Origin of the sequence: Bacillus mojavensis (assembly GCF_012648005.1) — a bacterium.
Taxonomy (GTDB): domain Bacteria; phylum Bacillota; class Bacilli; order Bacillales; family Bacillaceae; genus Bacillus; species Bacillus mojavensis.
This window is the reverse complement of record NZ_CP051464.1, coordinates 584,697-609,477: the sequence shown is the minus strand read 5'-3', so window position 1 is coordinate 609,477 and position 24,781 is coordinate 584,697. Positions and strand designations below refer to the sequence as shown.

Here is a 24,781-nt window from a genome sequence, read left to right as displayed (position 1 = left end):
TTTTCTATTCTATATTTTTCTTTCTGCCAAACGGCCACCAGTTTCCTTCTCCAAATGTCACAATGATTGCCGGCATCAAGAGCGGAAGAATGACAAGGCCGTAAAGCAGCAGCCCGATAATGATGACACTTGCCACCTGCATCAGCGTATTGACGCCTGATGGCATCATCGCCGCGAATGTACCGGCCAAAATAATAGCCGCGGTGATGATGACAGAGCCCATTTTGCTCATTGACCTGATGACACCTTGATGAATGCCAAGGTGTACCTCTTCCTTAAATCGGTCCAGCAAGAAGATCGAATAATCTACGCCTAACGCGATCAATATGACAAAACTGAAGAACGGTACTGCCCAGCTGACGCCGGCGTTACCTAAGCCGTTTACAAAAATTAATTCTGTTATGGATATCGACGTATAATACGTCAGCAGCAGTGACGCGATCATATAAATCGGCATGATCATGGAGCGGAACAAAATCGTTAACACAATAAACAGGCCAATAATCATGATCACCATTGTTCTGGAGAAGTCCGTTGTGGAAAGCTCTTTTAAATCAGCATTCACACTCGTGACCCCGCCGAATACGATCTGTGCATCCTCGAGAGGAGTGCCGTCCACTTCGTTTGCTACAGCTTTTTTGATTTGGTTTATTGTTGTAATGGCTTGTTCTGAATAAGGATTAGAATCCAAGACGACGCTTAATTGCACGCCTTTGCCGTCTTCAAAGGAATATTGGTCGATTGACTTCTTAAAGTCTTTATCCTTCATGACTTGATCAGGAATGAATATCCCTGTATCCCTTACGGTTGAGCTTTTGCTCATGTCCTCTAACATATCACTGGAAGCTGTCATGCCGTCAGAGATTTTCGTCAGGCCATCATTTGCACTCTTCACGCCCCCTGCAAGCTTCTTCAGGCTTTCTGTCAGTGTTCCAGCTTGCGCCTGCTGGCCTGAGATCTGCTGGTTCGCTTGTTCAAGTCCGGTTTGAATCTGTCCAAGCTGTCCGCTGATTGCCGCAAGCTGCTGCACGGTCTGTGCAGTATTGCCGGTTTGGGAAATCTGTTTACTTACGAGCTGCAGCTGCTGATTGATTTTGCCCAATCCGTCTGCCGCATCGCCCAGTGAACCGCCGGAGCTGCTATTTGAGTTTGAGCCGGTTTGACCCGCCATTTGATTCAACCCGTTTTCGATATCAGTTAAACCGCTTTGGACATCGGCAATTCCTTTTACCGTCTTATCTAGCCCGTCTGAAACCGAGCCTAGCTGTTTATCAATATATAAATCTTTGATTTTTTCACCAGTCGGCTGCGTGATGGTCAAGACAGAGTCAACATGCTCGACTTTCTCAATCGCTTTGCTGATATTTCCGAGATAAGGGATTGTATCAGCTGTTGTGAGATCTTTGTCTCCTTTTATGACAACATTGATCGGGAACGCTTTCCCTTCACCGAATCCATCTTTGATGGCCTCGAGAGCTTTTACTGATTTATAATCGCTGCTGATTTCCGCAGTCGAATCGAAGGAAATCTGGTCATCATAGGTCAAAATAAACGGAAGCGTGATAAACACCGTAATGGCAATAAACAGAAACGGACGCATAACGGAATGTCTGCCGAGAAACGCCCATAATTTGTTGTCACTGTGCGACAGCACTTTCTTAGAAGGCCAAAATAATTTCTCACCCAGCGTTACCATAAATAATGGCAGCAGTGTATAGAGAATGATCATTAAGATCCCTACACCGACTGCGACCCCTACTGCGGATTGGAAAATCGCAAACTTCGCAAATCCTAAGGCGGAAAAACCGACCAATACCGCAAATCCACTAATAAATAAGGTTTTTCCTCCTGTACGGTAAGCGATAAGCGCCGCTTCTTTTTTATCATGCCCGTTTGCTAACTCTTCACGGAATCGGGTAAGAAGCAGAATGCAGTAATCTGTTCCGATACCGAACAGGATGGCAACTAAGAAGGTTTGCGTAAACGTCGAGATCGGAAAATCTACATTGTATACAAGGATGCCCAGTATAGATTGACTGATCAGATAAGAGAAACCGACAACTACAATCGGGATAAAAGGCGTCACAACAGATCGGAACACGATCAGCAGTAAACCGATGATCAAGCAGACTGTGATCACTTCCGTTTTCTTGAGCCCTTCTTCTGAGCTATGAGCGAAATCCTGATTGATGAGAGAGGCTCCCGTAATATATGCAGTCAAATCATTAGGAACGATTTTATAGATGTCATCCGCGATTTTTTCCGCTTTTTTATCAGAACCTGTAATCGTGACAGGAATGAGAATCGTTTTCTTGCCTTTTGAAATCAATTGGTCTTTGACTTCTTTTTCTGCTGTTAGAGGAGACGTTACTTCTTCTACACCGTCGATCTTTTTGACTTTATCAATCATTGTCTCGAGCTGATCCTCTGTTTCTTTCTTCAAAGCGTGGTCTAATGTAAAGACGATACTGAGCGAATTATTGTCTTCTCCCGCTTGTTTTAAAATGGCATTTGCTCTTTCTGAAACCGCATCAGCAGGAAGCTGGGCCTGCCCCTTTTGATTGGCCAGCTCCGTTAAGTTCGGAGAAAACAAACTCAATACGACGGTAAGTGCTAATATAACTGCTGCAATGGCCCACTTGAATTTGATGATTGCTCTCATTCTGCAGAATCTCCTCCTTTAAATTTGCTTTTTAGAATAGTGAATATCTCTATGATAGAATTTAAGTGTTTCTCATCTATATCATCAATCAGCTCTTTGAGAGCATTAAAAATGGCTGAATCTAATTCTTCCAGTATGCTTTCACCGCTGGCTGTGATGTTAATAAGCTTAGAGCGCTTATCACTTTTTGCCGGACAGTCATCCCATTCAACCAATCCCTTATCGATCAGCTTTTTCAGCCTGTTCGAAATCGCGCTTTTATGTACATTTTGATACATGGCCAGGCTGCCGGGAGACGTTGGGCCCTTAACTTTTAAAATTTTTAACAGGTCCGCCTGTTCCCTTGAGATATGCTTGAAGACATCCTGATTGATTTCACGATGCACAAACTCTGTCCCTTCAAGTAATACTTCTACAAACAGGTTTATCGCCTGACATAGCTTTTGTTCATTCAACATCTGCCCCTCCTCACTATAGTTTACCCCTCTAAACTTTATGCTCAATGTCAATTAGTTTATTCCCCTAAACTATGTCTGTCAACATATTTTATTCACGAACACGACAACAAGAACACTCGTTCGTGTATAATGGATTCTATAAATGCGAAAGGGGAAAAATTAACATGTCGGATTTTTCATTAAAATCGTATGAATATAACGTCTGGGCCAATCAGCAAATATTCAACCGATTAAAAGAGCTTCCAAAAGAGGTGTACCACCAAGACATTCAAAGCGTGTTTCCATCGATATCGCATGTGTTGTCTCATGTTTATCTTTCTGATCTCGGCTGGATGGAAGTGTTTTCCGGCCAAAGCATGACCGATGCTTTGGCGTTAGCTGAACAACTTAAAGAACAGACAGAAGCAAAAGAAATGGAGGAAATGGAAGCCCAGTTTCTGACATTATCGGAGCGCTATACATTATTTTTGCAGCAAAAAGAACAGCTCAATAAGCCCCTCCAAATTATAAATCCCTCAGGCGGAATCATGAAAACGACTGTTTCTGAGCTGGTTCCCCACGTTGTGAATCACGGGACATACCACCGCGGCAACATAACAGCGATGCTGCATCAGATAGGGTACGCATCTGCTCCGACTGATTATGGGCTTTATCTGTATATGAAAAAAGCATAAAATGGCGTAAACAAAAGCGGCTCCCACAATTGAGCCGCTTTTTTCGTATCATGTGAAGCATCGATAAACCTTAAAATTTCCTTCCATATTTCCTGTATAGTAAAAAAGATCGAAATTTTAGTGTTATAATAATCATTAAAAATATATTGCTGACTCAATAAACAATTTTCAATGGAGGAACACACAAAGTGACAGACGACATGACGAAAGACAATATAAATCAGCAAAAATTGGAAAGAGGCCTGAAAAACAGGCACATCCAGCTCATCGCCATCGGCGGGGCCATTGGAACGGGCTTATTTCTCGGCTCAGGAAAATCCATTCATTTTGCCGGACCGTCGATTCTATTTGCTTACATGATCACAGGGATCATTTGCTTTTTGATTATGAGATCTCTGGGTGAACTGCTGCTATCAAATTTGAACTATCACTCTTTTGTTGATTTTGTACAAGACTATTTAGGCGATATGGCAGCCTTTATCACCGGCTGGACTTATTGGTTCTGCTGGATTTCGATTGCAATGGCTGATCTGACAGCCGTCGGGCTCTACACTCAATATTGGCTCCCTGGTGTGCCGCAATGGGTGCCCGGCTTAATCGCTCTGATTATTTTACTGATTATGAACTTGGCAACCGTCAAGCTTTTTGGAGAATTAGAATTTTGGTTTGCTTTAATTAAAGTCATTGCCATTTTGGCGCTGATCGTCATTGGCCTTGTCATGATCTTTAAAGGTTTTTCCACAAGCTCAGGCGTCTCCAGTTTCACAAATCTCTGGAGCCACGGAGGTATGTTTCCAAATGGCATGCACGGGTTTATCCTGTCGTTCCAGATGGTTGTGTTTGCCTTTGTCGGTATTGAACTCGTCGGGCTTACAGCGGGTGAAACAGAAAACCCTGAAAAAGTCATCCCTAAGGCGATCAACAATATCCCTGTAAGGGTGCTGCTTTTCTATATTGGGGCGCTTCTTGTGATTATGAGCATCTATCCATGGGATGTCATCAACCCTAGCGAAAGCCCATTCGTACAGGTCTTTGTTGCAGTCGGCATCGTCGGTGCGGCAAGCATTATCAACTTTGTTGTATTAACGTCAGCTGCCTCAGCCTGCAACAGTGCTGTATTTAGTACAAGCCGCATGGTCTATTCACTGGCGAAAGATAAGAATGCGCCGGAATCAATGGCAAAACTGACACCGCGCAAGGTACCGAGAAATGCATTGTTCTTTTCAGCTATTGTGATTTTAATCGGTGTCACATTGAACTACATCATGCCGGAAGGCGTATTTACCTTGATCACAAGTATTTCCACCGTATGTTTTATCTATATTTGGGGAATTACTGTTATCTGCCATATGAAATACCGTAAAACAAGACCTGAATTGGCGAAAGCAAACAAATTTAAGCTCCCGCTTTATCCATTTACGAATTATTTAATTTTGGCATTTCTGGCGTTTGTCCTTGTTGTGCTGGCATTAGCACAGGATACTCGGGTTTCCTTATTTGTTACACCGGTTTGGTTTATTTTGCTGATTGTGATTTATAAAGTAAGAAAATTAAAGCAGCAATAACCCTCTTACAGCTCCTGCCCTCAGAAATGAGAGCAGGAGCTTTTTTAATTGAATATCCAGAGGAGTTCCCATTTTTCTTTGCTCAAATTGAAAAATAATGCTATATTGTTTGTAATAAATTGAGAAGGGATGATGGGTGGACAATGATTAACTAATCTTATTTTTCACGTTTGAAATCGTATATTTCAAATCATAAAAAATAGGATTAGTCTGCCCATTTTCTATATACGTACGCGCTATTTTATGAAGAATAGCTTATTTCATCATGGCAAAGGCACGGCTAATCCTTCCAAAACATTTGGGAGGATTTTTTTGTTCTCCCTTAAAGCGAGGGATATAGATGAAAGAACAATTAAAACTTACAAACGTCAGCTATGAAGTGAAGGATCTTACCATTTTTAATCACATACATGCAAGCGTTCAGCAAGGCGATATCATTGGGATTATCGGTAAAAATGGAGCTGGAAAATCGACACTGCTTCACCTGATCAACAAGGACTTAACTCCGTCACAGGGACAAATCCAATGGATGCAGCACGGCTTAAAAACGGTGCTGGTTGAACAGGAGACTGAATCGTTTTCCTTTGAGAATCAGACACCTGCCGAAGTGAAACTGCTGGAGAAATGGCGCGTGCCAGCCCGTGATTTCAGCCAGTTAAGCGGCGGAGAAAAACTGAAAGCACGGCTGGCAAAAGGACTATCAGAGGATGCAGACCTGTTCCTGTTAGATGAACCGACAAACCATCTTGATGACATAAGCCTGCAATTTCTCATTCAACAGCTGAAAAATGTTAGCGGCACTGTCATTCTCGTTTCGCACGATCGGTATTTCTTAGATGAAGTTGCCACGAAAATATGGTCAATCGAAGGCCACACGCTGACTGAATATAAAGGGAATTACTCTGGTTACATGAAGTTCCGGAAAGAGAAAAGACTGGCACAGCAGCGTGAATATGAAAAACAGCAGAAAATGATTGAACGAATTGAAGCACAAATGACAGAACTCACTTCATGGTCGAAAAAAGCCCACGCACAATCGACGAAAAAGGAAGGGTTTAAAGAATACCATCGTGTAAAAGCAAAGCGCACAGATGCCCAGATCAAATCGAAACAAAAGCGGCTTGAAAAAGAACTCGAAAAAACAAAGGCTGAACCTGTCGATCCGGAATATACTGTTCGTTTTTCAATTGATACAGCTCATAAAACAGGAAAACGGTTTTTGGAGGTTCAAAACCTGACGAAGTCATTTGGCGAAAAGACACTGTTTCAAAACGCCCGCTTTACGATTCAGCACGGAGAAAAGGTTGCCATTACAGGCCCAAACGGCAGCGGAAAAACAACCTTATTGAAAGTCATTCTTGGACAGGAAACGGCAGAGGGAAAGGTATGGATATCACCATCTGCAAAAATCGGTTATTTAACACAGGAAGTATTTGATTTGCCTTTAGCACAAACACCGGAGGAGTTATTTTATCAAGACACGTTCAAGGCGAGAGGAAACGTGCAGAATATCATGACGCAATTGGGCTTTACAGCTTCTCAATGGACAGAACCAATTCAACATATGAGTATGGGTGAGCGTGTAAAGTGCAAGCTGATGGCATATATCTTAGAGGAAAAAGACGTGCTGATATTAGATGAACCGACCAATCACCTCGACCTGCCGTCACGCGAACAGCTGGAAGAAACACTGTCACAATACAGCGGCACACTGATTGTGGTATCACACGACCGTTATTTTCTTGAGAAAACAACGAACAGTAAACTCGTTATTTCAGACAATGGCATCGAAAAGCAATTGAAGGACGTTCCTTCAGAAAGGAATGACCGGGAAGAGCTTCGTTTAAAGCTAGAGACAGAAAGACAAGAAGTGCTGGGAAAGCTTAGTTTTATGACGCCAAATGATAAAGGGTACAAAGAGCTTGATCAGGCGTTCAATGAGCTTACGAAACGAATGAAAGAGCTGGATCAATAGTGTGTAAGGGATACCAAGGGCTGTTCGCCCTTGGTATTTTTCAAGTTTTCGCCAAAAGATAGAGTCTTACATGACATTGCCTGCAAAAGGCTACATTTAGCACATGCTTCCGGGACTTAAAAAGTCAATGATAGACGCCACTTCTTCTTCAACAACCTCAGACATCTCAATGATTTTGGAATTCCTCATGACTCTATCGATTCCCATGACCTTAGCGTCTCAAAGGAGGGAATAAAATACGCCGCGACGCTATCCAAGTAGTCATTGTCTTTTATTGGACTAAACGCGTCCGCTAAGCAGACCCCCATTTTCACCTGCTAGCACAGCTGTCTCCGCATTTTGATATTTGTCATGATATAGCCCATCTTCTGATAGAGATAGACGGCTGTCTCGTTGTGCGCAAACACATGAAGCGCAAGTCTTTCCACGCCCATCTCTCTTGCTCTTCCATCCAGCGTTTGAAGCGCCAATTGAGCCAGCCCTTTTCCGCGATAGGCTTCATATAATCCAAAGGAATAAATAAATGCTTCCTTTTGTGGATGGAGCGGATCAGCATACAGCCAGAGCCATCCTATCCTTTCCCCTTGTTCATTTGTAATGTTCCAAAAGTTGTGATTGCTGCTGTTTCGTCCATCCGGAATCATTTTCTCATATGCTTGCTCCGATTTCTCAATCGCCTCTTTTTCTGTCCAAGTTCCCGACGCTATGTTTTGTTTCGCATAATTTTGCACGGACATCCCGCGAAATGCTTTAAACTCTTCCACAGTCATATCTTCCAAAGTTAACGCCATCCTGTATTCCTCCTTATAAAAAAAGTCCAGCCAATGCCGGACATCACTGCGTACAAATGAAAAGCTCTTCAATAACCCGTTTTAAGCCTCTGACTCTCTATCATTCGATAAGAGAAAAAGATTTCCTGCAAACCAGTATAAAAGACTGTAGGGATATAAGAGAAAAAAATGCACCATCTCTAAAGTGCAATGGCCCTGCCGCGGCGAAAAGTTTTTGGTCCATGATGGTGTGAACCGCCTCTGCCCTTGTGACGATCCCCACGATGATGCCCTTCTTTCTTAACATCTTTGCTCTTCATTAATAAACCCCCTTTCCTACATTATTTGAATATTACTATTTCTAAAAAATCAAAAAGGATGCTACACCTTGTAACACCCTTTTTTGCTTCACTTATTGGTTTGTTTAGAAATGATGTGATGTTTCTATGCAAGCCCAATGATATTCTACTAGATGACGGCTGAAGATATGATGAAATGAGGAAATCATTTATATCCCCTGATTGATCCTCATGTATGATACAGAACATCTTGATTCATTTGCTCCAGCCCCATTTCAGAGAGCTCCTTTTCATTTGGAAAGCGTAAAGCTTTATTCATTTTCATATAAACGATAAACCCTTTTCAGCCTTTCTTCGAGCTGTTCAAAATGAACAAAACGAGCTTCTCTCAGAAACTCAGTCCCATCGATAAACAAAAGAAGCACAGGGACGGTGAAGACCGAAAATCGGCCGGCGACCTCTTCTACATCGTCAGCATTGATATGCCCCAATGTGATGTTTGGAAACTGATCCAATAATATTCTGAGCTGCGGCAGAACAGCATGACATACTGTACAGCCGGGTCTTGATATATAGATAAAACTGAATTGATGCTGCATAATAAAATGCTCTATAGCATCTAATGAATGTAATTCTGTCATCTCTTTCATCCATTTACTCCTTCAAATTGGTCTATTTTTCATGACCAAGCATCGATACGTATCATTCACTATACACATTTATATTTATGATATCCGCTTTTTTGCTTTGCAGGGCACCTGCAAGTTTGCATGAAAATGGCAAAACAAAAGAACAGTTACCGCTTGCCAGTAACTGTTCTTACATACTTTCGTATTAAAAATGCAAAGCGTAAGCCCCTGAACCGATGAGTGCAACCCCGATGGAGACTGCAATCAGCACCACGTTATATTCAAAACCGCCCGCGCCATTCGCAAATCCTTTCGCTCCATGGACTTTTACGATGGCACCTAACATAATGATCGTTATGATAGCAGCTCCAAGCGGGAGGAATACACCTAAAATAAATAATATTCCGCTTACTAATTCCCCAAGACCTGATAAAGCGGCCGCGGCGTTACCTGGTTTAACCCCAATTGACTCGAACCATTGTCCGGTTCCTTTAATCCCGTATCCGCCAAACCAGCCGAATACTTTTTGTGATCCATAAAACAGAAACACCACACCAATCATAATACGAATAAGCAATAGTCCTGCATCTTCCATTTTTATCTCTCCTTATTTTTGATGTAACATGATGTGCTGAAAGGCAGCACGTCTTGTTATTTACCTCCAGTAACTTCCAGCGGTCATCTGTTGAATATATGTCTCTTTATTTCTCTTCATGCGTTATTACAATCCGTCTAACTCTCTCACTTCAAACGGCAGCAGCCCTTGTTCAATTTGTGTTCGATGCGGTTCATACTGCACAGGCAGCATCAACCTTCCACCCATTGTTTCTGGTGATTCATCATGAGCAAAGCCCGGCGGATCAGTTGCTATTTCAAACAGGATTTCCCCATGTTCTCTGAAGTAAACCGCATTAAAATAATTTCTATCCTGAACAGGAGTCACACCGTATCCGTGAGAAGCAATATATCTTTGCCAATCTAATTGATCTTCGTCATCACTAGCACGCCAAGCGATGTGATGCACTGTGCCGACTCCCATTTGTCCGCGGCCAATAGGCGTTAATTTAAGGTCAATCACATTTCCGATATCACCGGCAGAACGAAAACGAACGAAGTCACCTTCCTTGCCGACTTGTTCCAGTCCCATGATATTTTCTAATAGCTCAGCGGTTTTATCAGGCTGTGCTGATAACAGGGTTGCACCGCCAAAGCCTTTAATGGCAACATCAGGTGTTATATCTCCAAACGTCCACGTATTGGCTTCTCCTTCTTCTCTTTCCACGATTTCTAAGTGCAGACCGTGCGGATCATCAAATTCTACATATTGTTCTCCAAAACGCTCGATTTTGGTGTATGGAACGTTGAACTTTTCAAGTCTCTTTTCCCAAAAAGCCATAGCTCCCTTCGGCACAACATAAGAAGTCACGCCAACTTGACCGTCCCCAATGATGCCTTGGCGGGCTCCTGCCCACGGAAAGAAGGTGATGATTGTTCCCGGCTTCCCGCCTTCATTTCCAAAATAAAGATGATACGTACCTGGATCATCAAAATTGACAGTTTGCTTGACCAATCGAAGCCCCAAGACTCCTGCGTAAAAATCTGCGTTCTCTTGAGGGTGACCGACAATTGCTGTAATATGATGTATTCCCATCGTTGTTTTAGCCATTTTTACCCGCTCCTTTACATGTTCATTTAGATATACTCAACAAACTCATTCACAGGTTTCCGGTAACCGCGCGGCCTTCTGCTCTCTGTTTTTTCTTTCCCGATTGTAATCATCATGACAACCTCAAATTGATCATCTATATTCAAAATCCGTTTCACGGCTTCAGCATCAAAGCCGATCATAGGGCAGGTGTCCCAGCCCTTTTCCTTAGCACTCAGCATAAACATCATCGCAGAAAGTGAAGCATTCCTTATCGCCTCATCCCTCTTAAATTGTTCTCCCTTGCTTTCATAAAATGAAACGGTGTCTTGAACCATGTGGTCATACTCTTGCTTATTTAGCACCCCCAACACCTTTAATCCTTCATAGATGTCAGCCGCTTGTTGATATGCCTGCTTATCTCCTAATACCAAAAGAACCGCAGATGAGCTAAACACTTTATATTGTCCGTTTGCGGCCTGTTTCAGCTTTTCTTTTACACCCGGGTCTAGAACCGTCACATATTTTGTATGCTGTAAATTAAAAGCCGATGGAGCCAATGCAACCCATTCAAACATCTCATTAAGTTCTTCTTTCGTGATTGGATGATCCGATAGGAAGTTGCTTGCAGATCTTCTTTCTTTGACTAGCTGTGAAAATTCAGCCATTTACGCCACTCCTCTTTTATCTCGAATTCGAGATATTATATTAAAAAAAATCACATTAGAAGGATTGAGATTCTATATACAAGCAGGTTTACGCTTGGTCATGGCTATTTATCTCGAATTAAAATATCTTGAATATGAGATAATAATAAAATATGGATGTTCAAATGTCAACTGTTTTTAAAAAATAGTGGAATTTTCCACTGAAGCAGATGTTAATTGGTGTGCCATCACCGCTTGTTTCATAAGAACCTATATGTTTGGTGTGTGATCTTTTAGCCCGGCTCCAACTTTTTTTCTTTCACCTTACTTCCTTGCCAATTCTTTAATCATCAAACCCAATTCATAAATCCCCTTTTGAAGTCTTCAAGCGATGCATAAGCATATGATAAGCGAACATAATTCCCTTTTTCCTGAGCATAGATACTGGCGAGATTGAGAAGAATCCCTTTTGATAAAGCTTTTATATAAAGGGATTTCATTGATATGGAGACTGTCAACCATTGGGCGTTATCTAGAGAAGAATTAAAAAGCTTTATTCATGAAAAAGGCATGTCATCTCATGTACCTGGTACCGGATGATGGCGAATCCTATTCATTTTAAAATGGAGAAAAGGGTTCATGTGGATAAACATGGTATTCTCCGTCAGCTTGGTGCTCAAGAAAAGACCCTTCCTAAGAAGGGTTTTTTTAACCCGATTTTTTAAAAAAGATGGAGTATTTGGTTGATATCTTAAATCCTAGTTTTTTTGCTAAATGAATAGATGACTTGTTGCTGACATCACAATCCCAGCTAGGGGTGACGCCTTTTTCGAGACAATCATTTATAAATTTGCTCCCAGCAATATAAGCGAACCCCATCCCTCTATATTCTTCGCTTGTATAGATATCCATTTCCGCATGATCGCCGCCTAGAAATATGGAAGTGCACTCACTGACAACATGATTGTCATACAAAACAGCGAATCCAAATCCGTTTTTAAAAAAATTCGAGACTGAACCCCAATACTCCTCATAATAAGCTTTATGAAATTCAGTGCTGGTTGAAATGATATCTTCATTTATTCTTTTTAATGTAAATCCCTTTGGAAGCTGAAAAGCCTTTTTGGCAGAAAATTGTTGAGAAAGCGCATATCGCATCATTTGGTTCAATTCATCACGCAGTACAGTTTTTATTACGCTGTCCCATGAACGATTGGGAGAATACAGCGTAAATCTTTTTTTGGATTCTGCTCTCTTTTTGTGTAATTCAACGATACATTCATGGACATTTTGATTCCTTTCATCCCCTGCAACATAATAAATTCCTGAGCTGGTTCCTATCAGAAACGATTGATCCTCTGCATAAACAACTCCTGGAATGGTTTGTTCTAATATTGAATAAACAAATGTCGGGCAACATGTTTCTTTATGATGGATCAATGCTTTGACATCACTATATTGTTCTTTCTTTACCTCCTGCAAACTGTACCCTCCTATCACTTTCTCTCTTTTATTCTATCCATAAAAGAATTCCCTCTTTTAAGGGACACTTCTGTTTTTTAGAACAGCCCAGTAAGATGAGGAGATACCTACTCCTCTACATATTCATCTTACATTTCTAAGAACGCATAAAAATAAAAACATACCAACATTGCTTGATAGATAGGTTCTCAACATTGAATGCATATTTATTTACTTGCAAGTTCCTTAATCATCAAACTTAATTCATAAATTCCCTTTTGGAGATCTTCAAGGGATGCATAAGCGTATGACAAGCGAATATAATTGCCTTTTTCCTGAGCATAGATACTGCCAAGATTGAGAAGAATCCCTTTTGTTAAGGCTTTTTTATAAAGTAATTTCATAGATATCGAAGGCAAAATTTTTAACCAGATAAAGAATCCCCCTTTTGGAATAGTCCAAACAGCTGCATTCTTCATATTGGTTTCTAAAGCGCTCGTAACAAATTGCCTTCTTATCTTTAATTGATGTCTCACACGTTCTAAATGCCGCTGATATTGGCCAGATGTGAACCATTCCGCCGCAACTCTTTGAGATAACGAACTGGATCCGTAATCTGTCTGCATTTTAATGTCGGATAAACGTTCAATCACTGGTTCTGGTCCGACTATCCATCCAATCCTTAAGCCGGGACTTAGCGTTTTCGATAAACTTCCTACATATAGCACATGGCCGTTTTTATCTATTGTTTTAATGGGATATGGCGGGTTTTCATCTATCCATAGCTCACGATATATGTCATCTTCAATAATGGGAAGCTGTGTTTCCTCGCTTGCTGCAAGGATTTCTTTCCGCCGCTCTTCTGACATTAAGATACCAGTCGGATTATGAAAACAAGGGTTTGTATATAATATGGCTTTCCCCCGTTCTCCCTTTGTCATATGAATATGGTTTGGCAAAAGCCCCTCTTTATCCATAGGAAGTCCGGTCAGATTCATTCCGGCTGATTGAAATACATGTAATGAATAAAGATAAGATGGCTGATCAAGAAAAACAGTTGATCCTCTTTGCAAAAGCCCCATTGATATAAGCTGTAAGGCTTGCAGTGCTCCTGAAACAATAAGAATGGATGAAGGAGAAGCCTGAATCCCGATTGTTTTTAAATAAACACTCAATGCCTCTCTTAAGGGTAAGTATCCTTTTGGTTCCTCATATCCGAACGCCTCTATATTTTTAGATACCTTGCCCATAATCTCTTTCATGGCAGACAAAGGAAAAATCTCATTTGAAAGTTCTCCTTTGCTGAGCTGTATAAGATCGGAATTTGATTCTGATTTATTGATTTCTTGAACAATTCTTCGGCTTGGCTGCTGGATTCCAGAAGTTACATATTTCTCCCAATTAGGTGCAGAATTCTTAGCTAACAGTGTCCAAGTATTGTTGATGACAACTGTCCCTTTACCCATTCTGCCTTCAATCAATCCATCTGCCATCAATTCCTCTAACGCTGTGATAACCGTGCTTCGATTTACATGAAAGTCTTTTGCAAGCGTTCGCTGACTAGGAATCTTACTTCCAATCGGCCACTCTCCATTTCCTATTTTCTCTTTTATATAGTCAATGATTTGTAAGTACTTAGGAAGCTTTCTATTCGTTTTTTCTTCTGTAAAGCTCATCAAAAGCAGTCTCCTTCTACTAAGTGGTTGGGTCATAAATTGCGTAACTGGTTGAAGTCATTTTATCAAATCTCTATTAGTATATAACACACTAAATCACTGGTTGGTTTTTGTAGAGAAGGAGTGAAGATCATGAAAAAGAAAACTGTTCAACTGATTATATCTTACAGTCTTATGATTGGATTGTGGGCATCAGCTTTTCCTGGAATTCGTGTAGGTTTGGAATACTACACACCAGAACACCTTGCTTTATTTCGTTTGTTAATCGGATCTATGGCGTTGTTACTTTTTGCTGCGCTGACTAAAATGCGCTTACCTGACATGAAAGATGTCCCTGTCATCTTATTATTAGGGTTTTTAGGTTTTGCACTATATCACCTTTTGCTTAATATCGGTGAAAAAACAGTTAGTGCCGGGATTGCAAGCTTACTCGTAACAACAGCACCAATCTTTTCTGCGGTGTTATCTCGACTGTTTTTTGGTGAACATTTTGGTTTTTCTAAATGGATTGGCTCTATCATTAGTTTATTGGGTGTGTCATTTATTACATTTGGGACAGGAGATCATACGCATTCTATGAAAGGGATTTTGTTCATCCTGCTGGCAGCTTTTGCAGAGAGTATTTATTTCGTTTTTCAAGCCCGCTATATAAAAAAGTATGGCTTTATTCCATTTGTAACGTTCACAATTTGGGGGGCAGTCATACCAATGCTTGTTTTTCTTCCAGGTTTATGGGGAGAGTTTATACTCGCCTCAATGAACTCCACATTGTCTATCGTTTACTTAGGTTTATTCCCGACGGTTATCCCATACTTTGCGCTTGCATACGTAACTTCAATCGTCGGTCCTTCTGAAGCAACGATTTCACTTTATGTAACGCCTGCTTTGACACTGGTGATTTCCTGGGTGTGGATAGGCGAAATGCCTGCATTTATTTCACTGCTAGGCGGAATAGTTACTGTCTGCGGGGTTTGTTTCACCTACATAAAAGGAAGCAAAATGAAGGTGGTAAAGGAGATTAGAAAGTTCTAATTTTCTTTTCTGTCAAACTGCCAATTTTCTTTTCTTTACCGACTTGATGCAAGGTATCGGTACTCTGCTTCCTGTCATTGCAGGAATGACAGGTTCCATAAAAAAATGCATGAACAAAAAAACATACCAATATGATTTGGTATGTTTCTTTCTAAGATGAGCCTTTAACATTGATATCCATATCAATAGGTAGTTGATGATGAAAAACTTTAATTTACATTAGTCACTGCTTAATCAATACCGATAACTCACCTTCAAATACTTTCTCTTCTTTATGATTATAAGTAAATATCAATACAGTAAGTATTCCCGTTCCACTTTTCTTTGGTTTCTTATCTACAACCTCAACAACTGAATGCAATTCATCGTCTGGATACACGGGTTTTATGAATTTAATATGATTCATCTCTGTTCCAGCGATAATATCGTCGCCATAGTAACCCTCTTCAATCCACAGCTTAAAAGAAATGGCTAACGTTTGTATTCCAGAAGCGATGATTCCATTAAATCTGCCTTGATTCGCTTTTTCCTCATCTACATGCATATATTGAGGGTCAAATTCTTCCGCAAACCTCATTACATTTTCTTTTGTTACCCTAAAAGACTTTGTATGAAATACTTGTCCAATCGCAAATTCATCAAACTTCATAAATACACCTCTTATCAAAATATTCCTTCAACAACTAACGCATTAAAAATACTTTATCATATTTCATGTAGATCATCCTTTACATTCTTACCTATAAAACTTGTCAGATCAAATGTTGGGTTTCGGGAAAGAAACATTTGAAATAGCGAACGTGACAGCTCAAAGATGATTTTGCACATGAAATAAAAAACCTGCGTTTATAATAGGATAGCTTGTTTTTTTACAAACAAATCATTCAGAAACACATTTCGTCTTCTCTTTTGCTCAAATAAGATTGAAGCGTGAAAAAAGATACCAGTGGTATCTTTTTATATTTAACTATTCATTTAGCTCAAAATGAGATCACTTTGGTTCGTTCTTTATATCAAAAATGAAACTGGTATAAAGTTTTATTTTACAGATGAGATACGATACACTCCGCACCCCCTGTGAGTTTGAATTCCCCAAACCCGTAAGGCAGCAACATATGATCTCCTTTGTTAAAGTCATATGTATGGTCGCTTGAGATTATCCGGCCTTCTCCTTCGATGACACTGACAAGATGGAATGATTTTTGCTGTTTTAAACTTGCTGATCCTGTTAAATCCCACTTTTCCACTGAAAAATAAGGGCACTCTATCAATACGGCTCTGTGCAAATCATCTGTTTGTTCATATTGAACCGTTTGCTGATCCGGTGCAAATGGTACGTCTATCACATCTATGCTCTTTTCCAAATGGAGCTCGCGAAAATTGCCTTCTGTATCTTTTCGGCCATAATCATATAATCTGTAGGTAGTATCGGAATTCTGCTGCGTCTCTAAAATGAGAATGCCTTTCCCAATCGCATGAACGGTGCCGCTTGGCACATAGAAGAAATCCCCCGGTTTTACCTTTACGCGGCGCAGGAGCTCGTCCCATTTTCCAACTTCTATCATCGAGATCAGTTCTTCCTTTGTTTTTGCGTTGTGGCCATAAACGATTTCTGCATCTTCTTGGCAGTCTATGATATACCAGCATTCCGTTTTTCCGAGCTCCCCTTTTTCACGCATTTTTGCATACTCGTCTTTTGGATGCACCTGAACGGATAAGTCTTGATTGGCATCCAAAATTTTCGTGAGAAGAGGGAAGCGATCCCCCTTCAGATGTCCGAATAAATGCCGATGATGGTCCCATAATTCGCTGAGCGTAAGCCCCTTGTATATCCCGTTTTGAACAATGCTTTGTCCATTTTGATGTGCTGCAAAAGCCCAGCATTCCGCCGTTCGTTCTGACGGAATGTCATAGCCGAAAGCGGTTAAAGCGGTGCCGCCCCAAATCTTTTCTTTGAAAACCGGCTTGAAAAATAGCGGTTCAGCCATCATGATCCCCCCCCCTTTATATGATTTCATCCAGGAGTTTGTATGCTTCTTCTTTTGTCTGCACAGAGAGCAGCCTTTCCCTGTAGCTGTCATCCATCAGTTTTCGAGATAGCATTTGCAGCAGTTTCAGATGCTGGTTCCCTCCGCTATCTTTCGGTACAGCGATCATAAAGATTAACTTTGCTTCTGATCCATCGAGACTGTTCCAGTCAATGCCTGATTGTTTGATTCCGAATGCCACACTAGGCTTCTTGACCGCATCAGATTTCCCGTGCGGAATCGCGATATTCATGCCAATCGCCGTTGTCCCCTCTTGTTCGCGATTCATGATCGCTTGTTTAAAACCGCTCTCTGAATGCAGCATACCTGTTCGGGACAATTTTTGAATCATTTCATCAATAATGTCATCTCTGGTTTCGCCTGATAAAGTTGGTTCAATTAGATCTAAACTCATAATGTCTGTCAGCTTGTGAATATCCGTCTTCTCCATCTGTCTGCTTTCCGCTTCATTGTGCTGTTGCGGAACGTCATTCGCCGCTGCAGCTTCACTCAGCCCGGCGGGTGAAGAAACCGGAATATCTTTTTTTAGTACATTAACTAAAAGAGCGGTGGTAAGAGATCCGGCAATCACTGCAATAAAAAACATCAATACATGATCAACGGCGCCTAGTACTGCAACTATGGGCCCGCCGTGTGCTACTCTGTCTCCGACATTGCCGATCATAGCGATCACAGAACCAGTCATAGAACCTGCCATAATCCCCGGAATGACGCGAAGCGGATCCTGTGCCGCGAATGGAATGGCTCCTTCAGTGATGCCGAAAAGCCCCATGGTAAATGATGCTTTTCCCATTTCTCTTTCCGACTCCTGAAATTTTCTTTTTCCAAAAAACGTTGCAATCCCAAGGCCGATCGGCGGTATACAAATGGCGACGGCAATCGGTCCCATAATTTCATAGTTTCCTTCTCCGATCATGGCCGATCCAAACAGGAATGCCACTTTGTTTACGGGACCTCCCATATCAAATGAAATCATTGCGCCTAAAATCAATGCCAGCAGGATGGAGCTCGAACCTTTCATACCCGCCAGCCATACCGTTAAAGATTCGAAAATTTGGGCTACAGGTGCACCGATCAAAAACACAAACGCCAAACCTACAATTAGTGAAGCGAACACTGGAATAATAATAATCGGCATAATCGGCTGAATCGCCTTTGGAACCTTCAATTTTTTGATCCAAAGGGCAGCATACCCCGCCAAAAAACCGGCGATGATGCCGCCGAGGAAACCGGCGCCGCTTGCACTGCCGTAAAAGCTTCCCGTCGCTGCAATGTATCCGCCGATCATTCCTGGTACAAGCCCGGGCTTATCAGCGATGCTGTACGCGATATATCCGGCCAAAATCGGGATCATGAATGAGAATGAGGCACTTCCGATCTGTTCAATCGTTTTCCAAAAAGATTCGTCCGGAATGACTAAGCCTTTCGGTGTTTTCTCACCTCCAAGCGTCAATGCAACCGCTATCAATAATCCTCCGACGACGATGAATGGAACCATAAAGGAAACACCGTTCATTAAATGACGGTAAATCGGATTTTGTTTTTTCTCCTGTTGATTGCCGGCTTCCGATTTTGAAGCTGAACGGTAGACCGGCACATCGCTGCTAAGTGCTTTTTGAATTAATTCTTCCGGTTTGCGGATACCATCCTGAACCCCGACAGACAACAGCTTTTTTCCTATAAACCGGTCTTTGTTTACCGAGCGGTCTGCAGCGATAATGATCGCGTCTGCTTCACGAATCTCCTCTCCGGTCAGCTCATTTTCCACCCCGATTCCGCCTTGGGTCTCGACTTTCATTTGGACGCCTAATCTGTCGGCAGCTTTTTGCAGATTTTCAGCCGCCATATATGTATGGGCAATTCCATTCGGACATGATGTAATCGCTAACAGTTTCATACGAGTCCTCCTTTAAAGTATGAATCATAAGGCCTGTAACAACTGTATATCAAAATCATGCTTGTAAAAGCGCTGTTTTTTACCGTTAATTCCGGAAAAACTAGCATATTTCCATATACAAAAAAAGCAGGGCATCGAAGCCCCGCTTTTAATAATCCAAATAAGATAAAAATCTCATAACATTTGTTTCCTTCGTCAGCTTATGAATGAATGCCGGCTGCTCACTTAGATATGACAGTTCATGGAACAATTGCTTTGTCATGTTTTGATCCTCGTGTTTGACAGCCAGCATAAAGACGAGTGACACTTTTTCGGCCCCCCAATCAAGCGGCTCTTTTAATGTGGCAATCGCAATCGCTGATTGTTTAATCAATTTAGAGTTTGCATGAGGAATCGCAATGCCAGCTCCAATGTTTGTCGCCGACATTTTTTCTCTCATCACAGCATGAATGGCATACTCCTTTTCCACATAGCCTTTCTCGTATAAAACCATTGCCATTTGTTCAATCAGCTTATAGCGATGAACTGACTCTTGCTGCAAAAAAACTAAGAAAGGAGTCGTATTGTTCAGCATCTTAAACGTTTTTTGTGTTTGGCGTTGCGATACGTCAACCTGATCCATAAATGCACTTAGTTTCTTCTCCTCAGAAGGCTCCAACAGCGGTGATACAACAATATGAGGAATCGGCACATGTTCTAACGCTATCGTGGAAATGACAAGATCTACGTCCCCATGCTTTGTTGTGTAATCTGCTAAATCAGCTTTTGCAATACAGGCCTTCACCGCGATTTGATGAAATTTCCGTTCAATTTTTGTTCGCAGCAATTGTGACATTCCAATGCCCATGTGGCAGACGATGATTGCCTTTTTACGCTTCTCGCTGCTGTGGTGCAAACGTTCGACCGCAGCTTGAAAATGCAATGTCAGATAAGCGGCTTCTTCCTCAGGAATAGAAAGAGCAAACGTTTGATTGATGTCTTCCAGAACGTCAATGATCATATGAAACAGATAAGGGTACATTTTTTTTATGTCATTTAGCATTGGATTTGATACAGAAAGATCATAATTCAGCCGGTTTAGCACTGTATTGAGATGGATGTTCAATCCGTTGATCAAATCCTGATCACTATGAAAATCAAGCATTTTCAGCTCTGATACACGATCAATTAAATGCCGCACAACCATGGGAAGCAAGGGATTTTCCAGAACCTTTTTCTCTTCTCCCTGAGCTCGAAAACGAACTTTTCCGCCGAGTATATGCAACGTTACATACACGGCTTCTTCTTTAGGGAAGCGGATGGCAAAAACCGCTTCCAGCCGTTTTAAACATGTCATTGCCCACTGATATTCTTTCTTCTTTTCTACTGCTGCCATTTCTGTTGGCGAAATCGAGATGGGCTGCTTCATTTTGATTCGGCGTATCATCAGCAATGTATGCAATAATAGATTCTCGAAGGTTTCATCTGTGAAATAGATAGAATGGTGCTTTTGCAATGTTTTGAATTCATTCGCCACAAATTTCACTTCATGACTTAAGAACTTGCTTTTGATAAATTGACTTGTAAACTCTGGATTATCAATCAAATCAGAGATTCTGGCTAAGGCTTTTCTTTTATTTCTTTCATTTCCCTCGATCTTTAAACCGAGCCGCTGCTTTGACACCAATTTGAGATCAAATCGCTTTAGCCACCCTTCAATTTCATGTAAATCCCTTTTAATGGAAGACTTATTCAAAAAATGCTGAGCGGCAATTTCTTTTGCTGACACATGTTTTGGGTTCATTAATAATTGATAAGCGATTTGCAGAATTCTTTCTTCATCGGACTGGTGCTTTGAGCCAAAATGTTCAGTACCTAATTGTTGAGTTAACCGGGCCCTTTCATGTTCTTCTATATTTAAATAGACTCCTAATCCTGGTTTGCGAATGAGCTGAGCAGGGGAATGTTCATGCAGATAACCTTCGATTGTTTTCAGATCATTCCTGATCGTTTTTTCAGAACACTTTACCCTGTCGGCGAAATCTTGCACAACTAAATAGTCATCAGGTTCAGATAACAACAGATACAAAATGTCTTTTTGTCTAGTATTCATGTATCTCATCTGTTTTTCTATCCTTCCTGTGTTTCACTCAAATGATGTACGATAGTATAAGTATACTATAGGAGAAACCGCTTACATTATAAAGTAAAATACACGCGCTAAAAGTTTCGTTTTTTACCGAAACTTCCGGAAAAATTGGATTTTTGCTCAGAAAATTCACCTGTTCATCATTAAAAAGAAGATGCTCACCATAAAGAATGTTCAGGTGAAACTAATTTATGAAAGAGCACCTAGTGTACCGCAAGACTCCCATACAGGTTTACAAAAAAAGCAGCTCCTCAGCTGCCGCGACAAAACTATGAAAAGAAGTGATGTTAGATGAGCTATCAGTTAAAGGTTATAAAAAGGATTTAATGAAGGTTTTGTTCAAAAGTAAAGTTAGGGGATTAACTACAGAACTCATTGTTTTTTTAAGACTACATGATGTGGATGAAAGCGTAACAATTGATCTGAAAAGCTTCTGTCCTTTTCAGATAAACAGATAAAAGGAGAATGACTATGAGTATTGAGATAAAGGCGGTAACTGAAGAGAATCGTGAATCTATTCTGTCTCTTCATGTTCACAAGAGCCAAATATCATATATAGAATCAACCAAGCAATGTCTAGAGGATGCAACAAAATGTCAGTATTATAAACCTGCTGGACTTTATTACGAAGGAGAGTTAGTCGGTTTTGCTATGTATGGATGGTTTCCTGAAATTGATGAAGAAAATAAAAACGGAAGAGTGTGGCTTGACCGATTTTTCATTGACGAGCGTTTTCAGGGTCAAGGATTAGGAAGCATGATGCTTGAAGCTCTTATTCATCACCTTGCTGAGCTATATACATGTAACAGAATTTATTTAAGCATTTTTGAGAACAACATTCATGCTTTGCGCCTGTATCAAAAATTCGGTTTTACATTTAATGGCGAGCTCGATTATAACGGCGAGAAGGTCATGGTAAAAGAACTATAAGCACTTAATTTTTTGAAAATCTACGTTGATGAACCTCAGTTTCAGTTAATGTACCATTATTTCACGGAGATGAAAAAGCATACAATGTTCTTGGTATGCTTTTTATATCATGCATTGTTCTTAGACTAAACCTCAATGTTTATTTCAGAAAGCGTAACTTTCCGATTTTATTACACTCTAATGCGAACCATACGCAGCCTTCTTTGTCACAGCCAATTCCGTGAGGTTCGCCATTAGGGGTTTGGATTGTATATTCTTCAAAGGTTCTCTCTTTCGTGAACCTTCCTATTTTATTTGCTCCCCATTCAGTGAACCATAAATCCGATTCGACTCCCGCAGCAATAGCATGAGGCCGGGCATTTGGTGTAGGAATATCATATTCCGTTATTTCGCCGGACATCGTGATCCTTCCTATTTTATTCCCCATTATTTCTGTAAACCAAAGGTCACCATCATTTCCGTTTGCAAGACCTACTGGTGCTGCTCCCGGTGTTGGGATTGGGTATTCCGTTATTTCTCCTGATCCGGTTATCTTGCCAATCGCATTGTTTTGATTTTCAGTGAACCAAAGCGAGTCATCGGGCCCCAACGTAATAAAAGAAGGATATGATTCTTTATTCGGCAGTTCATATTCATGAATCATACCTTCTGCTATCAACCTCCCTATGCGATTTCCATTCATTTCAGTAAACCAAATATCACCTATTGATGATATAGTCAAACACAGCACTCGTGCATCAGGAGTTGGAACAATAAATTCTTTGATTGTTCCATCTTGATGAAGACAACTGATTTTATTTGCTTTATGTTGAGTAAACCATACATTTCCTTCACGAGAGACCGCTATCCCATAAGGACCCGAATCCGCTTGTAACATATCTATTTCTTGCAGCTCAATATTCAAATAAATCCCTCCATTTAAGCATAACCTGATACAAAAAAGCCTCCTATTCTCATTATACGAGACAGGAGGCAATGTAATTCCAGTACAGTTTTCTGAGCAAATGACAGAAACAATTTAATATAAAATTTCTGAGGCTTACCATTTTAAAAGCGGTTTCTCGCTTTTGGGTTAGACGTTGTGTTTTTCTCTAATGACTCGTATGTCTTCTAAAATTACTGCCCTTCACTTCAGCTACGTCATATACGGTAACAAAGGCATTTTTATCAATTTCATTAATAATTTCCTTTAGTTTTGTTTCTTCCAGGCGGTTGATGACACATGTAATTTCTTTAAATTTCTCGTGGGAAAAACCGCCATAAGCTTCTTTATAGGTAGCACTTCGACCTAACTGATCACGTATTGTCTCTACCATTAATTCAGGCTGAGTTGAAATAATTTGAAAGGTTTTAGAACCACTTAAGCCTTCCTCAACAATATGTATGACTTTAGACGCAATGTAGTAAGCAATGACTGACAGTAATGCCCCTTGTAAGCCAAATACAATGGATACAAAAATAAACACAAAAAGGTTTAAGAATAAAATGAGATCGCTCGTTCCAAATGGCAATTTTCGAGATAGCAGCACAGCGAGCATATCAATTCCATCCAATGCGCCGCCATTACGTAAGGCCAACCCCATTCCCAATCCAAGGATAATCCCGCCAACAACGGTTATTAGCAAGGTATCCCCCTCTATGATAGCTGGAGTGTGGTGGAAAAACATTGTGCCAGCGGCAAGTGATACGATTCCGATAATGGATAATAATGCAAAGTCTTTCCCGATTTGTTTATATCCTAACCAGACAAATGGGATATTTAAAGCTGCGATAAGGACCCCTAATGGCAAATCAAATAGCTGTGAACCAACGATACTAAGGCCTGTCACCCCTCCATCAGACACACTGTTTGGAATCAATACGGTTTCCAGTCCATATGCCGCTATAATTCCTCCAATAATAACCATTATGACTTGCAGTATCCTTTTTATTTTAATATGCTTTTGTTTTTTGTTCGTATTCATATCATTCCTCGTTTCGAATATTTAGTCTTATTTAAATATACCATAATAGAGTTATTTGTACTAAAGACCATATTCAGAAGGTATATGTATATTTCCCAATAGTAAACCAATAAATGAATTCCTCTGATAAGTTCCAGAACTTGCTTCTACATGTTCATAGCCCGGCTGACTTCTTCCCTTGGGGTGCAAAGTATAAACCGAAAAGAAATTCTGAAAAAACGGTAAACGATCAAAAAAGCCACAAAAAAGGGAGAAAATATCCTAATATTTTTGCGAATTGTTGTTTTATAGACTTCTTCATTGTTGGTCGCTTCATTTGCC

The 24,781-nt window shown here is 40.7% G+C and carries 20 protein-coding genes and 2 pseudogenes; 6 read left to right on the top strand and 16 right to left on the bottom strand.

The window, feature by feature from the left end:
* Positions 1-4: 4 nt before the first annotated feature.
* Positions 5-2,662: an MMPL family transporter gene (locus HC660_RS03170; RefSeq protein ID WP_168747053.1), complete on the bottom strand. Its 2,658-nt coding sequence runs from the start codon at positions 2,660-2,662 to the stop codon at positions 5-7.
* Positions 2,659-3,117: a MarR family transcriptional regulator gene (locus HC660_RS03165; RefSeq protein ID WP_168747052.1), complete on the bottom strand. Its 459-nt coding sequence runs from the start codon at positions 3,115-3,117 to the stop codon at positions 2,659-2,661. Before HC660_RS03165 ends, HC660_RS03170 begins: the two co-directional genes overlap by 4 nt.
* A 167-nt stretch (positions 3,118-3,284) precedes the next feature.
* On the opposite strand from HC660_RS03165, the gene dinB reads away from it, so the two are divergent.
* The 3 genes from dinB (at position 3,285) to abc-f (ending at position 7,334) form a co-directional block, all read left to right on the top strand.
* Positions 3,285-3,794, top strand: coding sequence for a damage-inducible protein DinB (gene dinB, locus HC660_RS03160; RefSeq protein WP_168747051.1), 510 nt, complete (start codon positions 3,285-3,287; stop codon positions 3,792-3,794).
* Between the two features lie 188 nt (positions 3,795-3,982).
* Positions 3,983-5,359 (top strand): amino acid permease, encoded by a 1,377-nt coding sequence (locus HC660_RS03155; protein ID WP_010333171.1) that lies wholly within the window; start codon positions 3,983-3,985, stop codon positions 5,357-5,359.
* A 340-nt stretch (positions 5,360-5,699) separates the two neighbouring features.
* A complete protein-coding gene (gene abc-f, locus HC660_RS03150; protein ID WP_168747050.1) occupies positions 5,700-7,334 on the top strand; it encodes a ribosomal protection-like ABC-F family protein in 1,635 nt (544 codons plus the stop codon).
* 317 nt (positions 7,335-7,651) lie between these two features.
* On the opposite strand, the gene HC660_RS03145 is transcribed toward abc-f, so the two are convergent.
* The 6 genes and pseudogenes from HC660_RS03145 to HC660_RS03120 all read right to left on the bottom strand — a co-directional run.
* Entirely contained in the window at positions 7,652-8,125 is a 474-nt protein-coding gene (locus HC660_RS03145; protein WP_168747049.1) for a GNAT family N-acetyltransferase, read from the bottom strand.
* Between the two features lie 589 nt (positions 8,126-8,714).
* Positions 8,715-9,053 carry a thioredoxin family protein gene (locus tag HC660_RS03140; protein ID WP_168747048.1) on the bottom strand — a complete coding sequence of 113 codons (339 nt, stop codon included), beginning with the start codon at positions 9,051-9,053 and terminating at the stop codon, positions 8,715-8,717.
* Positions 9,054-9,237: 184 nt separating this feature from the next.
* Positions 9,238-9,627, bottom strand: coding sequence for a DoxX family protein (locus HC660_RS03135; RefSeq protein WP_168747047.1), 390 nt, complete (start codon positions 9,625-9,627; stop codon positions 9,238-9,240).
* Positions 9,628-9,753: 126 nt separating this feature from the next.
* Positions 9,754-10,698: a ring-cleaving dioxygenase gene (locus HC660_RS03130; protein WP_168747046.1), complete on the bottom strand. Its 945-nt coding sequence runs from the start codon at positions 10,696-10,698 to the stop codon at positions 9,754-9,756.
* A gap of 26 nt (positions 10,699-10,724) precedes the next feature.
* A complete protein-coding gene (locus HC660_RS03125) occupies positions 10,725-11,345 on the bottom strand; it encodes a nitroreductase family protein (protein ID WP_010333164.1) in 621 nt (206 codons plus the stop codon).
* A gap of 303 nt (positions 11,346-11,648) precedes the next feature.
* Positions 11,649-11,833: pseudogene (locus tag HC660_RS03120) on the bottom strand (PLP-dependent aminotransferase family protein); the annotation flags it as partial.
* On the opposite strand from HC660_RS03120, the pseudogene HC660_RS03115 reads away from it, so the two are divergent.
* Positions 11,829-11,946 (top strand): annotated as a pseudogene (locus tag HC660_RS03115) (MBL fold metallo-hydrolase); the annotation flags it as partial. The pseudogenes HC660_RS03120 and HC660_RS03115 overlap by 5 nt on opposite strands.
* Positions 11,947-12,032: 86 nt before the next feature.
* Here HC660_RS03115 and HC660_RS03110 read toward each other — a convergent pair.
* Positions 12,033-12,806 carry a GNAT family N-acetyltransferase gene (locus HC660_RS03110; protein ID WP_168747045.1) on the bottom strand — a complete coding sequence of 258 codons (774 nt, stop codon included), beginning with the start codon at positions 12,804-12,806 and terminating at the stop codon, positions 12,033-12,035.
* A gap of 206 nt (positions 12,807-13,012) precedes the next feature.
* Complete coding sequence (gene pdxR, locus HC660_RS03105; protein WP_168747044.1) at positions 13,013-14,461, bottom strand: MocR-like pyridoxine biosynthesis transcription factor PdxR; 1,449 nt, start codon at positions 14,459-14,461, stop codon at positions 13,013-13,015.
* A gap of 132 nt (positions 14,462-14,593) precedes the next feature.
* Between pdxR and HC660_RS03100 the strand changes: the two genes are divergently transcribed.
* Positions 14,594-15,493 carry a DMT family transporter gene (locus HC660_RS03100; RefSeq protein ID WP_168747043.1) on the top strand — a complete coding sequence of 300 codons (900 nt, stop codon included), beginning with the start codon at positions 14,594-14,596 and terminating at the stop codon, positions 15,491-15,493.
* A gap of 223 nt (positions 15,494-15,716) precedes the next feature.
* Here the strand turns inward: HC660_RS03100 and HC660_RS03095 are convergent, their stop codons facing one another.
* The 4 genes from HC660_RS03095 to manR form a co-directional block, all read right to left on the bottom strand.
* The gene (locus HC660_RS03095; protein WP_010333159.1) at positions 15,717-16,142 is read right to left on the bottom strand and encodes a MaoC family dehydratase; all 426 of its coding nucleotides are present in this window, start codon (positions 16,140-16,142) and stop codon (positions 15,717-15,719) included.
* 394 nt (positions 16,143-16,536) lie between these two features.
* Positions 16,537-17,484 (bottom strand): mannose-6-phosphate isomerase, class I, encoded by a 948-nt coding sequence (gene manA / locus HC660_RS03090; protein WP_168747042.1) that lies wholly within the window; start codon positions 17,482-17,484, stop codon positions 16,537-16,539.
* A gap of 13 nt (positions 17,485-17,497) precedes the next feature.
* On the bottom strand, positions 17,498-19,438 hold the full coding sequence (locus tag HC660_RS03085; protein ID WP_168747041.1) for a PTS fructose transporter subunit IIABC: 1,941 nt from the start codon (positions 19,436-19,438) through the stop codon (positions 17,498-17,500).
* 148 nt (positions 19,439-19,586) lie between these two features.
* Positions 19,587-21,539, bottom strand: a complete 1,953-nt coding sequence (gene manR / locus HC660_RS03080) for a mannose transport/utilization transcriptional regulator ManR (RefSeq protein ID WP_168747040.1) — start codon at positions 21,537-21,539, stop codon at positions 19,587-19,589.
* Positions 21,540-22,037: 498 nt separating this feature from the next.
* Here manR and HC660_RS03075 point away from each other — a divergent pair, with 498 nt between their 5' ends.
* On the top strand, positions 22,038-22,496 hold the full coding sequence (locus HC660_RS03075; protein WP_168747039.1) for a spermine/spermidine acetyltransferase: 459 nt from the start codon (positions 22,038-22,040) through the stop codon (positions 22,494-22,496).
* A gap of 139 nt (positions 22,497-22,635) precedes the next feature.
* On the opposite strand, the gene HC660_RS03070 is transcribed toward HC660_RS03075, so the two are convergent.
* Both HC660_RS03070 and HC660_RS03065 read right to left on the bottom strand, forming a co-directional pair.
* The gene (locus HC660_RS03070; protein ID WP_168747038.1) at positions 22,636-23,400 is read right to left on the bottom strand and encodes a Vgb family protein; all 765 of its coding nucleotides are present in this window, start codon (positions 23,398-23,400) and stop codon (positions 22,636-22,638) included.
* A 187-nt stretch (positions 23,401-23,587) separates the two neighbouring features.
* Positions 23,588-24,460 (bottom strand): YitT family protein, encoded by an 873-nt coding sequence (locus HC660_RS03065; RefSeq protein WP_010333153.1) that lies wholly within the window; start codon positions 24,458-24,460, stop codon positions 23,588-23,590.
* Positions 24,461-24,781: the final 321 nt, after the last annotated feature.